This is a genomic window from Microvirgula curvata (assembly GCF_054781615.1).
This window is the reverse complement of record NZ_BAAGUB010000013.1, coordinates 74,642-88,667: the sequence shown is the minus strand read 5'-3', so window position 1 is coordinate 88,667 and position 14,026 is coordinate 74,642. Positions and strand designations below refer to the sequence as shown.

The window sequence follows — 14,026 nt, the reverse complement described above, 5'->3', positions numbered from 1 at the left end:
GTTGCGTTTTGCCCGCATGCCGGCGCGGCGTCTATTGGTCCGGTTCCTGCAGGAACCGGGCGTCGGCGGCATGCTGCGTATCCTGGTCCGGGTCGTCCGGCATCCGGTTGGCGCGGGACCCTTTTATCTTGTGCGACAGAGTACGCTGAATCGTCGCCGGTGCACAAACGAGTAATCGCCACAACGCTTGTGAGATAAACTCACACCATGAGCACACATCTCCCACCGCTGAACGCCCTGCGTGCTTTCGAGGCAGCAGCAAGGCTGGCAAGCTTTTCCGCCGCTGCCAACGAGCTGTACGTCACGCATGGTGCTGTGAGCAAGCAGATCAAGCAACTGGAGGAATGGCTCGGTGTCAGGCTGTTCGAACGCGCCGGCGGCCGGGTCAAGCTGACCGATGTCGGCTGGCGCTATCTGGTGCAGGTCCAGGACGGGCTCGACATCATCGCCAATGCGACCGCGCAGCTGATGCAGCCGGACCGCCCGCGCCGGCTGACGATCAATTCCACGCCGACACTGGCCATGCACTGGCTGCTGCCGCAGCTGTCGCAGTTCCAGCGCCAGTACCCGGAAGTGGAATTGCGGATGATGACCTCGGACCGCGACATCAGCCGCCTGACCGTACCGTTCGATGTCGCCATCCGCCGCGGCCCCGGCGACTGGCCCGGCTACATGACCAAGCCGTTCCTCGACGAATGGGAACAGCCGCTGCTGAGCCCCGAACTGCTGGAACGGCTGCCGATCCGGCAGCCGGGCGATCTGGCCCGTCACACCCTGCTGTATGCGGACACGCGACCGACCGCATGGCAGCGCTGGCTGACGCTGGCCGGCGTGCCGGATCTCAAGCCGGCCTCGACCCAGCATTTCGACCACTTCTATCTGGCCCTGCAGGCAGCCATGGACGGGCTGGGCGTGACCCTCGGCCCGCTGCCGATGATGCAGACCGAAATCGATGCCGGCACCCTGGTCGCACCGCTGCCGCGGCCGGTGGTGCCGGTACGCGGCTATTGCTGGATCGTGCCGCGCGCCATGGTCAACGATCCGGCCATCGCCGCGTTCTGCCAGTGGCTGGAAAGCTGCGCCAATGCGCTGCAGCAGGCGCCGGGCCAGCACTGAAGCCGAATGCACTCTTTGGCCGGCATCCGCAGCAAAGACATGTCAGGATGCTTGAGTTCGCCGCCGGACGGTTCCATGCTGTAACACTGTGATGCCAGAAACAGGAGTGTTGCCATGAGTGAGTCTCTCTTCCCTGCCCTCGCCACCCTGCAGGCCGCCGGCCAGTCGCTGCGCTATGCGAGCCTGCCTGCGCTGGAGGCGGCCGGGGTCGGCCCGGTATCCCGCCTGCCGGTGTCGATCCGCTTGGTGCTGGAATCGGTCTACCGTCATTGTGACGGCATCAAGGTCAGCCCGGAGCACGTGCGCCAGCTGGCCAACTGGCAGCCCAACGCGGCACGAACCGACGAGATCCCGTTCACGGTCGCGCGCGTGGTGCTGCAGGATTTCACCGGCGTACCGCTGCTCTGCGACCTGGCCGCCATGCGCAATGTGGCGGACGGACTGGGCAAGGACCCGAAGACCATCGAACCGCTGGTGCCGGTCGACCTGGTGGTTGACCACTCGGTGATGATCGACCACTACGGCACGCCCGAATCGCTGCGGCAGAACATGGAGCTGGAATTCCAGCGCAACCGCGAGCGCTACCAGTTCATGAAATGGGGAATGCAGGCGTTCGACACCTTCAAGGTGGTCCCGCCCGGCATCGGCATCGTCCACCAGGTGAACCTCGAGTATCTGTTCCGCGGCGTCCGGGTCAAGGACGGCGTGGTCTACCCGGACACCCTGGTCGGCACCGACAGCCACACGACGATGATCAATGGCGTCGGCGTGGTCGGCTGGGGGGTCGGCGGCATCGAGGCCGAGGCCGCCATGCTCGGACAACCGGTCTATTTCCTGACGCCGGACGTGGTCGGTGTCGAGATGACCGGCAAGCTGCGCGAGGGCGTGACCGCGACCGACCTGGTACTGACGGTGACCGAACTGCTGCGACGCGAGAAGGTGGTCGGCAAGTTCGTCGAATTCTTCGGCGAGGGCACGGCCAGCCTGACCGTGACCGACCGCGCGACCATCGCCAACATGGCGCCGGAATACGGCGCGACCATGGGCTTCTTCCCAGTCGACGACAAGACCCTCGACTACCTGCGCGGCACCGGCCGCCTGGATGCGGAAATCGAACTGTTCGAGGCGTATTTCAAGGCCCAGGGCCTGTTCGGCATCCCGCAGGCCGGCGACATCGACTACAGCAAGACGCTGACCCTCGACCTGAACACCATCACGCCGTCGCTGGCGGGCCCGAAACGGCCGCAGGACCGCATCGCCCTGCCGAAAATGCGCGAAACCTTCGAGCATCTGCTGTCTGCGCCAACCGCCGCCAGCGGTTTCAACCGGCCGACGGCGGAACTCGGCGAGCGCCATGTCGTCGCCGGTGATGCCGAGGATGTCGGTCATGGCGATGTGCTGATCGCCGCCATCACCAGCTGCACCAATACCTCGAACCCCGGCGTGCTGCTCGCCGCCGGCCTGCTGGCGAAAAAGGCGGTCGAGAAAGGACTCAGCGTTCATCCGCGGGTCAAGACCAGTTTCGGCCCCGGTTCACGCGTGGTGCCGGAGTACCTGACGGCCGCCGGGCTGATGCCATCGCTGGAAGCGCTCGGCTTCGATGTCGCCGCTTTCGGCTGCACCACCTGTATCGGCAACGCCGGTGACATCACGCCGGAGCTGAACCAGGCGATTGTCGAGCACGATCTGGTCTGCGCCGCCGTTCTGTCCGGCAACCGCAACTTCGAGGCGCGCATTCACCCGAACCTGCGCGCCAACTTTCTTGCCAGCCCGCCGCTGGTGGTTGCCTTCGCCATTGTCGGCCGGGTCAATATCGACATGGAAACCGAGCCGCTCGGCATCGGCAACGACGGCCATCCGGTCTATCTGCGCGATATCTGGCCGAACTCGGATGAAATCGCCAGGCTGATGCCGATCGCGATGGACCCGGCGGTCTTCCGCGAGAAGTACAGCGACTTCACCCGCGACCACGATCTGTGGAATGCCATTCCGGCCCCGACCGGCCAGGTCTACAACTGGCCGCAGTCGACCTATATCGCCAGGCCGCCGTTCTTCGACCGCTTCGGCATGCAGCATGATGCGGTCGGTGCCATTCGCGGCGCCAAACCGCTGCTGCTGCTCGGCGACTCGGTGACCACCGACCATATCAGCCCGGCCGGTTCGTTCAAGGACAGCACCCCGGCCGGTCGCTATCTGGTCGAGCACGGCGTGCAGAAGCGCGATTTCAACAGCTACGGCAGCCGGCGCGGCAACCACGACATCATGATCCGCGGCACCTTCGCCAATGTGCGGGTCAAGAACCTGATGCTGCCGCCGAATCCGGACGGCAGCCCGGTCGAGGGCGGTTTCACGCTGTATGACGGCCGTCAGACCACGGTCTACGACGCGGCCCAGTCGTACCTGCAGCAGGGCATTCCGACCGTGGTGCTGGCCGGCGAGGAATACGGCACCGGTTCGTCGCGCGACTGGGCGGCCAAGGGCACCATGCTGCTCGGGGTCCGGGCGGTCATCGCCCGCAGTTTCGAGCGCATCCACCGCTCGAACCTGGTCGGCATGGGCGTGCTGCCGCTGCAATTCAAGGATGGTGACAGCATCGGCACGCTGGGACTGAACGGCAGCGAAACCTTCGACATCGATGGTGTCGATGGCGAGCTGGTGCCGCAACAGGACATGACGCTGGTCATCCACCGTGCCGACGGCACAGTCGAACGCCACGCGGTCACATCGCGCATCGACACCCCGATCGAGGTCGAGTACTACCGTCACGGCGGCATCCTGCCGTACGTGCTGCGCGAACTGCTGGCTGCGGCCTGAGCCTCACCGGCCCGGACCAGGCGGGCCGCCGCCATGCAGGCAGCGGCGGCCCGTGCGGGCTTTCTCACGGAGAAAAAAACAGCCATGATGAAAACCACAATCCTTGCCTCCACCCTGTTGCTGGCCGTGTCCACTGCGGCGCAGGCGGCCAGCCCGCCGTCGACCTGGTGCGCCGCCGGCAAGCCGGTCAGATTCGCCGGTCTGAACTGGGAAAGCGCGTCGTTTCTGACCGAGCTGCTGCGCGAGGTGTTCGAGTCCGGCTACGGCTGCACGACCGATGCCCTGCCCGGCAATACCGTCACCATGGAAAACGCACTGGCCAACAACGACATCCAGGTCATCGCCGAGGAATGGATCGGTCGCAGCGACGCCTGGAACCAGGCCGCTGCCGCCGGCAAGGTGGTCGGCCTCGGCAAGACCCTTACCGGCGCCAGCGAAGGCTGGTACGTGCCGGACTATCTGGTCAACGGCGATCGCAAGCGCGGCATTGCCGCCGCAGCCCCGGCGCTGAAATCGGTAGCCGACCTGCCGCGCTACGCCGCCCTGTTCCGGGACCCGGAATCCCCGGACAAGGGACGCTTCCTGAACTGCCCGACCGGCTGGACCTGCGAAGGCGTCAACTCGCAGAAGCTGAAAGCCTACCGGCTGACCACCAGCTATACCAATTTCCGGCCCGGCACCGGTCCGGCACTTGATGCCGAGGTGGCCTCGGCCTACCGCCGAGGCAAGCCGGTGCTGTTCTACTACTGGACACCGACCGCGCTGATGGGCAAATACCGCTTCATCAAGCTGCAGGAACCGGCATACAACGAAGCCTGCTTCAAGACCCTGGCCGACAAGGACAATCCGGCGCCATGCGCATCCGCCTCGCCGGACGCGGTGATCCAGGCCGGCGCATCGCGCGCCTTCCACGCCGCCGACCCGGTCCTGGTCTCGGTCCTGCAGCGTTTCTCGGTGCCGATCGACCGCCTGAACGAAACGCTGGCACGGCAATCGACGCAAAAGCAGGACTGGCGCACGCTGGCACGCGCCTACATTGTCCGCTACCCGGAACAGGTCAAGTTATGGGTGCCGGCCGATATTGCCGGCAAGGTGATCGCCGCCGCCGAGAAACACCAGCGCTGACAGCAACCGGCAACGGGACCGCGCATGCACTACGCTGTGAAGCGTCTCCTGCGCGGATTTCCCCCATGAGCCCGTCACGCCCCCACGACAATCAGGTCCCCGATCTCTGCGGCTACAACCTGTATGCCAGCGATCCGGTGCTGCGCGACGCAGTCCGCCGCGCCGGCGCCAGCGACTTTGATCAAACCCTGCGCCGCATCGGCGCCACGCTCGGCGCCGCCGACATCCTGGCACTCGGCGACCGGGCCAATCGCCATCCGCCGACCCTGCAGGTGTTCGACCGGCTTGGCGAGCGCATCGACACCGTCACCTTCGATCCGTCATGGCACACCCTGCTGACGCTGCTGCGCGGCGAAGGCCTGCATGCGCTGCCGTGGACAGACCCGCGTCCGGGCGTCTGGGCCGCCCGTGCGGCGGGCTACTTTCTGCAGGGCCAGGTCGAGTCCGGCACGCTGTGCCCGGCCACGATGACCTTCGCCGCCATCCCGGTCCTGCAGCAGGACCCCGGGCTGTTCTCCCGCCTCGGCCCGCTGCTGCTGAGCCGCGAGCACGACCCGCGCGATCTGCCCTGGGAACAGAAGTACGCCGCCCTGATCGGCATGGGCCTGACCGAGAAGCAGGGCGGCTCCGATGTGCGCAGCAACCGCTCGTGGGCGGTGCCGTCCACCGCCGGCGGACGCCGTGGCGCCTGGCGGCTGAACGGTCACAAGTGGTTCTTTTCCGCTCCGATGTGCGACGCGCACCTGGTGGTCGCCCGCGAGGACAATCCGCGCGACGGCCCGTTGTCCTGCTTTTTTGTCCCGCGCTGGCGACCTGACGGCAGTCGCAATGCCGTCCATATCCAGCGGCTGAAGGACAAGCTCGGCAACCGCTCCAACGCCAGCAGTGAAGTCGAGTTTCACGATGCGTGGGCCATGCCGGTCGGCGAAGCCGGGCGCGGTATCCCGATCCTGCTGGAGATGGCCACCCATACCCGCCTCGACTGCGTAATCGGCAGCGCCGCACTGATCCGCCGGGCTCTGGTCGAAGTGCTGCACCACACCCGCCATCGTTCGGCCTTTGGCCGCCCGCTGCGGGAACAGCCGCTGATGCGCAATGTACTGATCGACATGGCGCTGGAAAGCGAGGCGGCCACGCGGCTGATGATCCGGCTCGCCGCTGCGTTCGAGCAGGCCGCCGCCCCGGAGCCCGATCCGCTGGCACGGGCCTACCGCCGCATCGTGACACCGGCCGCGAAATTCTGGATCTGCAAGCGGGCCATCGAACTGACCGGTGAGGCCATGGAGATCTGGGGCGGCAACGGCTATGTCGAGGACGCGCCACTGGCGCGCCTGTTCCGCGAGGCACCGGTGAACTCGATCTGGGAGGGGTCGGGCAATGTCATGTGCCTGGACGTGCTGCGCGCCCTCCAGCGCGACCCGGACGGTGCCGCCCTGCTGCTGGCCGACTGGTCAGCCGCCTTCCGCGACGACTCGCTGCTGAGCGGCTGCCTGCACACCCTGCAGGCGCTGCTGGCCCAGCCAGCCGACGTGCAGGAGGCGCACGCAAGGCGGCTGGCACAGGGCATCATCCTGCTCGAACAGGCCCGGCTGCTGCGCGAACATGCGCCCGCCGACGTGTCCGGGCTGTTTATCGCCAGCCGCCTTGGCGACGGTGGTCTGCTGGCCCATGGCAGGGTCAGCGGCACTCTCGCCCTCGACGGACTGGCGGCGGGCGACACCCGCATGCTTGACCGCCACTGGGCCTGAACGCAGCACAAAATGTTGCACGCCAGCAAAAATCATGTTAGGGTGCAAGGACGCTGTAGCTTCTCATGAAGATTCAGCGACTTGCAAGTCATCGCCTACGCGGGCCGATTGCTTTCGGCCACAGGCAACCACTGCACCCAAGCAGCAAGGTTGCACTTGTGTCTTATTGAGCACACAAGTCCGGCGATGCCTGCCAGTCCTTCCCGTCGGCCTTGCATCCACCCTGTCACCGTCTATGCTGCTTGTAGCAGCGCATGGACCCGACAGGGCGATACCTGATTCGGGTCCATTCCAGACCGACGGTTACACAACGCTGCAGTCCAGGCGATTTCCCGTAACAATCGCAAGCCTACTATTCGTCAGCAGCGCAGATTTTCTGCCGCCGCAGACCGCCCGACGCGTTTCGACGCCAACGGCAAGGAGCTTGCCATGACACCTATATCGCTTTTCGACTATCCGGCCCAGGCCGACTGCATGACCCCTGCCAAATGACGGCAGGTACAACAACTATAAGGAAAACCACCATCATGAACTCGATCCATAACGACTTTCTGATCATCCATGCCCGCCCGCTTGCCGGCGGCCAGTTCGTACCGGCACTGCGCGTGCCGTCCAACGCCAAGCACAGCAATGTCCGACGCGCGTTGCTGCGTCAGGGCTTTGACACCACCAAGTGGCAAATTGCCCGCGAAGGCGAAGTGCTCGCCTGACCCGGCGCACTCCGATCAGAAAACGCTCCGCCCTGGCGGGGCGTTTTCTTTTGCCGGCGGCAACCTAGTCCATTTTGACTAACGCGACCCTAATATTTCTTTTTGCATATCCTTGTTTCATTTAATCTTAACGTCATTACCTGATATTTCATGCTCCCACATTGAGTATTCAATAGAATCTATGCCGACATAACAGCCTGAAAATAACATTTCAATATGGAAAACTTGAAATATTTTATGCTGGCCGATATGCGCATTGTCAAACAACAAAATCATCGACATTTACGTACAGTCTGTAATATCTTCTGCACGTGCAGATACCTGTCTGATCCTGTCCCATGCGGAGAGCGCCATGTCGGCCTATACCATCATGCAAATTCAAAGCGGCCTAGAACAGCGTTGCTGGGTCGTCATTTCGCCCCGGGGAATCACCCTGCCCGGCACCTATGTCATGGAAAAGGAAGCGAATCGCATGGCGATGCTTTACAACCGCATCACTGCCCGCCAGGAGCCGCCCAGCATGCCATTCCCCCGTTCAATACCCGAATCCAAGAGCTGACACGGCGGCAATCCTGACGAAAAAAACCGTTCCAGCGGTCAGCCAGCGTGGCGCCTGCCAGTGCAGGTTAATGAATCAACGTCTCCCGAAACACATTCTCACCAATCCTCTCCCTGAGCCGAGCCGGGCTTTCCCTCTCCCCGGCACTGCCGACCTTAATATGGCCGGAACGGCAATACCTGAATGACGCAGCCAGGTTTTAATAGCGATTCGCAGTCCGGTGTGAATGTCAGTCAATTGGACTGACCTGCATGGGCGGCCCCGGCAGCCGCCGCCTGCCCCGCCTGCTTCCGACTTGACCAAGGTCAGATGCCGGCGCGCCGAGGAAGGGACAATAGCGTCAAATACGGGTGGCATTCCTGTCTGGAGACGACTACCCGAAACGCTTTCCCTGACTACCCTGAAGACTACTGTGTCGACTACACAACCGACTCCTTCCGACCTCGATCTGCTGCGACGGACCGTCGATCTCTCCCATATCGCCGTCTCGCGCGGCAACAAGCCTTACGCCGCCCTGCTGGCAGACCCGCGCGGACGCGTCGTCGCCGAAGCGCACAATACCGAATCCACTTCCGGAGACCCCACGGCCCATGCGGAGATCAATCTGATCCGTCTGCTGAAGCAACTGGACAGCCTGCCCCGCAAGGCCTTGACCCTGTACACCAACTGCCAGCCCAACGCGCTGTGCGTCGCCGCCATTCTCTGCAGCGGCATCTCCCGCGTCCTCTACGCCTACCCGCATCCCAGCACCGACACCGGCTACAGCCAGGATGAAACCATCGATTCGACCCGCATTATCGGTCCGCTGCTGAGCGCCTCCCCGGCACCGCACTGATTCGAGCCGGCTTCCGGCTCCGCCAAGCAAGCCACCTGACCGGGTGGCTCGCCGGCGTCATGTGCCGATCGGAAGAGTCATGGCAATCGCCCAAGCGACGAACGGTGGAACTTCTTCCATCCGGCATCGCTCCTATCCGGGCTGATCCACATTCCGTTTGTGCCGGGCCTGATCTGCCGTTCAGCGCAACGGAATGCCCACGCTACGCCGCGATCAGCCGGCCTGCATTTTGTGTTCACCGCCAGCCGTGATACAAATGTTTACAAAAATGCATTGTGAGTAACAGAAAATACTAATTGATAGTTTCATAATGTGCCCCAGATACTCCATCATCAATCATGTTCATCGAGGTGATTCACTATGCAACTGTTCAGCAAGATTCCCAATCCGCGTGAGATCCGCCGCAAGCTCGGCCTGAACCAGCAGGATTTCTGGAGCAAGATCGGCGTCACCCAGTCCGGCGGCTCGCGCTATGAATCCGGTCGCAACATGCCCAAGCCGGTGCGCGAACTGCTGCGCCTGGTCCACGTCGAGCATATCGATCTGGCACGGGTCAAGCACGAGGACTTCGAAATCATCGAGTACCTGAAGCAGACCCACCCCGATCTGTACAAGAGCCTGAAGAAAGCCGTCAGCGCCCAGGCAAAGCAGTCTGATGCCACGGTCCAGCTCTAAGCCTCCGCCCCGCACACGGCGGGAAAACGAAAACCCCCGGCAATGCCACTGCCGGGGGTTTTCCTTTCCCGAGAATCAGAAACCGTTTTCCAGTGCCAGTTGCCCCGGTGCAGTCAGCCGGCTGAGCCGGTAACCCATACTGATCAGCTGGCGATGGGTGTCCTCCACCATCTGCGGGTTGCCACAGATCATGATCCTGGCCCGCTCCGGCGTCAGCAGGCGACCGGTCGCCTGCTCCAGTTCGCCATTGGCCAGCAGCACCGGCAGACGCGCCGACAGGCAGCCCGGATGCGACTCGCGCGTGACCACCGGCTGATAATGCAGTTTGTGACCGTGCTCGGCCCACAGCGGATGGTCCCGCAGCGCCGCGATCTCGTCACGATAGGCCAGCTCGGCGGCTGTCCGCACGCTGTGAACCAGGGTCAGGGTGTCAAACCGGGACCAGACCGACGGCTCCCTGAGTATGGACAAGTACGGTGCCAGCCCGGTCCCGGTACCCAGCAACCACAGATCCTGACCGTCGACAAAGCGGTCGAGGGTGAAGAAACCGTTGGCGCGCTTGTCCAGCAAGATGTCGTCACCGGCTGACAGCCGGCTCAGCCGCGAGGTGAATTCGCCATCGGGCACAACAATGGACAGGAACTCCAGCTCGTCATCCCACACCGCGTTGACCATCGAGTACGCGCGCCAGACGAAACCCTGCCCGGACGGCAGGCCAAGGCGGGCGAACTGGCCCGGAGTGAAGCGGAATCCGGCCGGGCGGCTCATGCGGAAGCTGAGCAGGGTATCGGTCCAGCGATGAACGGACAGCATGTGTTCGACGGTGTACTTCTCTTCGGCGGGGGCGGCCATCGGTCCTCTCTCCATTACCTGAGTAATTTACTCGGCTATTGTCCCCTGCTTCCCCACCAGACTCAACCCTGTGCGCAATGCGGGTTTCATGCAAAATGGAAAATAACTTTGCAATCAGCCACTTTTCCGTTCCATGGCAGCGGCTGTCGATTATTTTGCAAAAAGCCCTTTTCAAACCGGAAAAAGTTCTTTAATATTCGCCTCCTGTTCAGCGCCGTTCGCGACGCTAAACAAGGAGAGGTGGCAGAGTGGTCGAATGTACCTGACTCGAAATCAGGCGTAGGTGCATAACCTACCGTGGGTTCGAATCCCACCCTCTCCGCCAGAGCACAGCGAAAAAGCCCTGATTATTCAGGGCTTTTTCGCATTTCGCGTTTTCCAGTATGCCATCCTGGTCTGGCTTCCACTGGCACCGGCTACTTCGGGACACGGCCTTTCACGGCATTGGCGCGGGCATCACAAGTGATATGACCTGATCGCTGCGCCGGCAGGCGGCCACGTACCCGGGCCTTGAGATGCGCGAGGTCCTCCACCGCCATCGATGCAAGTATCATCCCGACACTCGGTGCGCCTAGCGCCGTCGCCCAGAAGTCGTCGAAATCGGCGAATGTGCGGTGCACAACGATCTCCCGCGTTTCAATCGCATCCAGGGCTGCGCCAGCCCACAAGTCCCGCATCATGTCGATGCGCGATGCATCGGGGCTAGGGGGCGCCGGCACCGTGATGCCAAGCCCGCGCATTTCCGCCAGCAGCGTCTCGTAGGGAAAGCCACCGCCTGCCATGTCCCATGCGTAAGCGGCAACGATGCCACCAGGACGCACTACCCGTCCCATTTCGGCAACCCCCCTGGCCGGATCGGCAACGAAGAAGATGACCAGCGGCATCACTGCGGCATCGAACGCGCTGTCGGGATAAGGCATCGCCATCGCATCCCCCTGCCGAAATTGCGCAGAGCACAGTTCGGGCCGTGCGCGGGCGTAGGCAAGCTGTTCCTCCGAGGGGTCCACGCCATGCACCGAAGCCGGATCGCAGCGCCCGACAAGCATCCCGGTAAAGGCGCCGTTGCCACAGCCCACGTCCAGCCATTGCTGGCCCGATGCAGGATCAAGCCAGTCGAGGAATGTTTCGCCCGCAAGCTGGCTCCACCTTCCCATATAGCGCTCATACGCAGCCCCATCGCGAAAACGGATCTCACCAGTCTTCATATCAAACCTCATGAAAGATTCATCGAGAACCAAAGTCATGGTAGAAGTTGAAGTCAACTTCAAGTCAAGAAGAAGCGGCGGATATGGCCCTTTTCCACGATTACGGTCCATCCCGAAGCGGAAATCTCGGCCGGATGAGCCCACTCCTGCCATGAAAAAGAGCCGCTTTGCGGAAGCGCAGATCGCCCTCGTCCTCAAACAGGCGACGCCGGGCATGTCGGTACCTGGCGCAAGAAGTACGGCAGGCTGAACACCACGGCGCCGGGGCGCCCCCGGCTTACAACCCGGCCTCGCGCTGGAACAGCACCAGTGCCCGGCGCACGCCGCGCTGCAGCCAGCTGCGCCACGGTCCCTGCAGACGGGCCACACCGGCCAGTTCTCGCGTTGGCGCCGACTGGCGCTCGCAGCGCTCCAGCCGCACCCGGAATACCGCTTCCAGCGGTACCAGCGCCTGCTGACGCTGCTCGGTCGCGATCGGCCCGCCGTACACGGAAGCCAGCAGCGGCTGGTCCAGCGTCGGCAGGTTCAGCCGGTCGATCTGGCCCAGTCGGCAGTGCACCGCCCAGCGTTCGCCACTGTCCGGCACGAAACGCGCCTCGTCGCCGCTCGCCAGTCCCGCCAGCGCGGCCTCGTCGACAAAGGCTTCGCCCTTGACGCCGTCCGGTCCGATCACATCGAGCAGCCGCTCGCCCTCGGCGATCACCGTGCCGGCCACCACCGACTCGTCGACATCCGCCACCCGGCCGTCAAACGGCGCGGTCAGCAGCAAGCGATTGGCCTGACGGCGCAGACCCTCCACCTGCTGTGCCGCAGCCTGCCACTGCTTGAACAGCACCGGCCCCAGCTGTTGCAACTCGGGGTGGAACGGCTGCTGGGCCAGTTGCTGGGCCAGTGCCTGTTCGCGCGCGTCGGCCAGCGTCAGCTGGGCCTCCAGCGCACTGGACTGCAGCCGCAGCAGCGGCTGGCCGGCCCTGACCTGCTGGCCGGGTCTGACCATCACCTGCTGCACCACGGACGGCGCCGGCGCATACAGCCCCTGGGAATGCAGGGCGGTCAGCACGGCCGGGCTGGCAATATCGGATTGCCACGGCACGGCGACGAACAGTGCCAGCGCCGCCAGCAGTGCCGCACTGCGCCGCGTTTCACGCTGCCAGCGCAGTTCGGCACGGCGCTGCCACCAGACTTTCAGCTCGCCGGCGATCGGCCGCACGATAAACCAGCCCAGCTCCACCGCCAGCATGAACAGGCCCAGCGCCTTGAAGAACAGGTGGTAAACCAGCAAGGCGATCGACAGGAACAGCACCAGCCGGTACAGCCAGGTTGCCCAGGCGAACAGGATCAGCCCGCGCTGGCGTGACGGCGGAAAGTGCTCCGGCACCGGATCGTCCAGTCCCAGCAGCAGGCGACGCATCTGCCACCGTGCCAGCGCAAAGGCGCGCTGGTGCAGATTCGGCATGCCCAGCCAGTCCACCAGCAGGAAGTAGCCGTCGAAGCGCATGAAGGGGCTGGCATTGATGGCCAGCGTTGCAAGCCAGGTTGTGGTCGCCAGCAGGAAGGAGCCGGCGCGCAGCGGTCCGTCCGGCAGCAGCGCCCACAGCAGGGTGGCGACGGCGGCCAGCATCAGTTCGGCCAGCATGCCGGCCGCGCCAATCAGCAGCCGCTGCCGTCGTGAGGGCAGCTTCCACGCATCATTGGTATCGGTGTAGAGCACCGGCATCAGCACCAGAAAAGCCACACCCATCGCCGGCACGCGACAGCCGAAGCGGTATGCGGTCAGCGCATGCCCCATTTCGTGCAGGACTTTGGCGAAGCCGAGCGACAGGCCGATCCCCAGCATCGCGCTGACGCCGGTGTAGGCGGAAAAGGTGTGCGTGAATTCATCCCAGCGGCGCGAGACCAGGGTCAGACCCAGTAGCGCAAGCCCACCCAGCCCCCACCAGAAGCCCGGTGTGAAAACCCAGGCGAACAGCGGTGCCAGCCGCGCCAGCAGTGCCTCGGGCCGGATCAGCGGAATGCGGAAAAACAGGTAATTCTTCAGCAGCCACATGGCGCGCGACGGCCGGCTGCCCTGATACAGCTGCCACAGCCACTGGTTTCTCTCGCTGCTGTCGGCTTGCACAAGCTGGTGGCGGGACAGGAAAGCGGATACCGCCAGCACGTCATCATTATCAACGTGCAGCGCCGTCTCGCAATTGACGGCATCGCGCACGGCGCCGATTTCGCCCAGCGACCAGCGCGCCAGAATTTCAAAGCTGGCCCAGTCCAGCTGGTAGAAGCGATTGGCGGCCGGATCGTGCAGCAGCCAGCTCGGCGAGCCGTCGGGTTGGGTCGGTCCGGCGTGCAGGCTCAGTTCCTGGCGGAGCCGCGGCAGGGAGGACTGGCTCATG

Annotated in this window: 11 protein-coding genes and 1 tRNA gene; 9 read left to right on the top strand and 3 right to left on the bottom strand. The window is 63.9% G+C overall.

The window, feature by feature from the left end:
• Positions 1-207 precede the first annotated feature (207 nt).
• The 8 genes from gcvA (at position 208) to ACYVG8_RS07545 (ending at position 9,582) form a co-directional block, all read left to right on the top strand.
• Positions 208-1,116 (top strand): transcriptional regulator GcvA, encoded by a 909-nt coding sequence (gene gcvA / locus ACYVG8_RS07580; protein ID WP_028499115.1) that lies wholly within the window; start codon positions 208-210, stop codon positions 1,114-1,116.
• Positions 1,117-1,230: 114 nt separating this feature from the next.
• Positions 1,231-3,930 carry an aconitate hydratase AcnA gene (gene acnA, locus ACYVG8_RS07575; RefSeq protein ID WP_028499114.1) on the top strand — a complete coding sequence of 900 codons (2,700 nt, stop codon included), beginning with the start codon at positions 1,231-1,233 and terminating at the stop codon, positions 3,928-3,930.
• 84 nt (positions 3,931-4,014) lie between these two features.
• Positions 4,015-5,055 carry an ABC transporter substrate-binding protein gene (locus ACYVG8_RS07570; protein ID WP_028499113.1) on the top strand — a complete coding sequence of 347 codons (1,041 nt, stop codon included), beginning with the start codon at positions 4,015-4,017 and terminating at the stop codon, positions 5,053-5,055.
• Positions 5,056-5,120: 65 nt separating this feature from the next.
• Positions 5,121-6,803 carry an acyl-CoA dehydrogenase family protein gene (locus ACYVG8_RS07565; RefSeq protein WP_028499112.1) on the top strand — a complete coding sequence of 561 codons (1,683 nt, stop codon included), beginning with the start codon at positions 5,121-5,123 and terminating at the stop codon, positions 6,801-6,803.
• 527 nt (positions 6,804-7,330) lie between these two features.
• Positions 7,331-7,513 (top strand): hypothetical protein, encoded by a 183-nt coding sequence (locus tag ACYVG8_RS07560; protein WP_028499111.1) that lies wholly within the window; start codon positions 7,331-7,333, stop codon positions 7,511-7,513.
• A gap of 352 nt (positions 7,514-7,865) precedes the next feature.
• Positions 7,866-8,072, top strand: coding sequence for a hypothetical protein (locus tag ACYVG8_RS07555; protein ID WP_028499110.1), 207 nt, complete (start codon positions 7,866-7,868; stop codon positions 8,070-8,072).
• Between the two features lie 412 nt (positions 8,073-8,484).
• Positions 8,485-8,907, top strand: coding sequence for a nucleoside deaminase (locus ACYVG8_RS07550; protein ID WP_460745310.1), 423 nt, complete (start codon positions 8,485-8,487; stop codon positions 8,905-8,907).
• Positions 8,908-9,267: 360 nt separating this feature from the next.
• Positions 9,268-9,582 carry a helix-turn-helix domain-containing protein gene (locus tag ACYVG8_RS07545; protein WP_028499109.1) on the top strand — a complete coding sequence of 105 codons (315 nt, stop codon included), beginning with the start codon at positions 9,268-9,270 and terminating at the stop codon, positions 9,580-9,582.
• 75 nt (positions 9,583-9,657) lie between these two features.
• Here ACYVG8_RS07545 and ACYVG8_RS07540 read toward each other — a convergent pair whose 3' ends face one another.
• A complete protein-coding gene (locus tag ACYVG8_RS07540) occupies positions 9,658-10,434 on the bottom strand; it encodes a ferredoxin--NADP reductase (protein WP_028499108.1) in 777 nt (258 codons plus the stop codon).
• Positions 10,435-10,668: 234 nt separating this feature from the next.
• Between ACYVG8_RS07540 and ACYVG8_RS07535 the strand changes: the two genes are divergently transcribed.
• Positions 10,669-10,759 (top strand) — tRNA-Ser (locus ACYVG8_RS07535).
• A 91-nt stretch (positions 10,760-10,850) separates the two neighbouring features.
• On the opposite strand, the gene ACYVG8_RS07530 is transcribed toward ACYVG8_RS07535, so the two are convergent.
• Positions 10,851-11,678 (bottom strand): class I SAM-dependent methyltransferase, encoded by an 828-nt coding sequence (locus ACYVG8_RS07530; RefSeq protein WP_460745309.1) that lies wholly within the window; start codon positions 11,676-11,678, stop codon positions 10,851-10,853.
• A gap of 238 nt (positions 11,679-11,916) precedes the next feature.
• Positions 11,917-14,025, bottom strand: coding sequence for an HlyD family efflux transporter periplasmic adaptor subunit (locus ACYVG8_RS07525; RefSeq protein WP_028499106.1), 2,109 nt, complete (start codon positions 14,023-14,025; stop codon positions 11,917-11,919).
• Between the last annotated feature and the right edge of the window lies 1 nt (position 14,026).

Coding starts and splice junctions, on each gene's coding strand:
- gcvA (WP_028499115.1), top strand. CDS start 208: ATGAGCACACATCTCCCACCGCTGAACGCCCTGCGTGCTTTCGAGGCA.
- acnA (WP_028499114.1), top strand. CDS start 1,231: ATGAGTGAGTCTCTCTTCCCTGCCCTCGCCACCCTGCAGGCCGCCGGC.
- ACYVG8_RS07570 (WP_028499113.1), top strand. CDS start 4,015: ATGATGAAAACCACAATCCTTGCCTCCACCCTGTTGCTGGCCGTGTCC.
- ACYVG8_RS07565 (WP_028499112.1), top strand. CDS start 5,121: ATGAGCCCGTCACGCCCCCACGACAATCAGGTCCCCGATCTCTGCGGC.
- ACYVG8_RS07560 (WP_028499111.1), top strand. CDS start 7,331: ATGAACTCGATCCATAACGACTTTCTGATCATCCATGCCCGCCCGCTT.
- ACYVG8_RS07555 (WP_028499110.1), top strand. CDS start 7,866: ATGTCGGCCTATACCATCATGCAAATTCAAAGCGGCCTAGAACAGCGT.
- ACYVG8_RS07545 (WP_028499109.1), top strand. CDS start 9,268: ATGCAACTGTTCAGCAAGATTCCCAATCCGCGTGAGATCCGCCGCAAG.
- ACYVG8_RS07540 (WP_028499108.1), bottom strand. CDS start 10,434: ATGGCCGCCCCCGCCGAAGAGAAGTACACCGTCGAACACATGCTGTCC.
- ACYVG8_RS07530 (WP_460745309.1), bottom strand. CDS start 11,678: ATGACTTTGGTTCTCGATGAATCTTTCATGAGGTTTGATATGAAGACT.
- ACYVG8_RS07525 (WP_028499106.1), bottom strand. CDS start 14,025: ATGAGCCAGTCCTCCCTGCCGCGGCTCCGCCAGGAACTGAGCCTGCAC.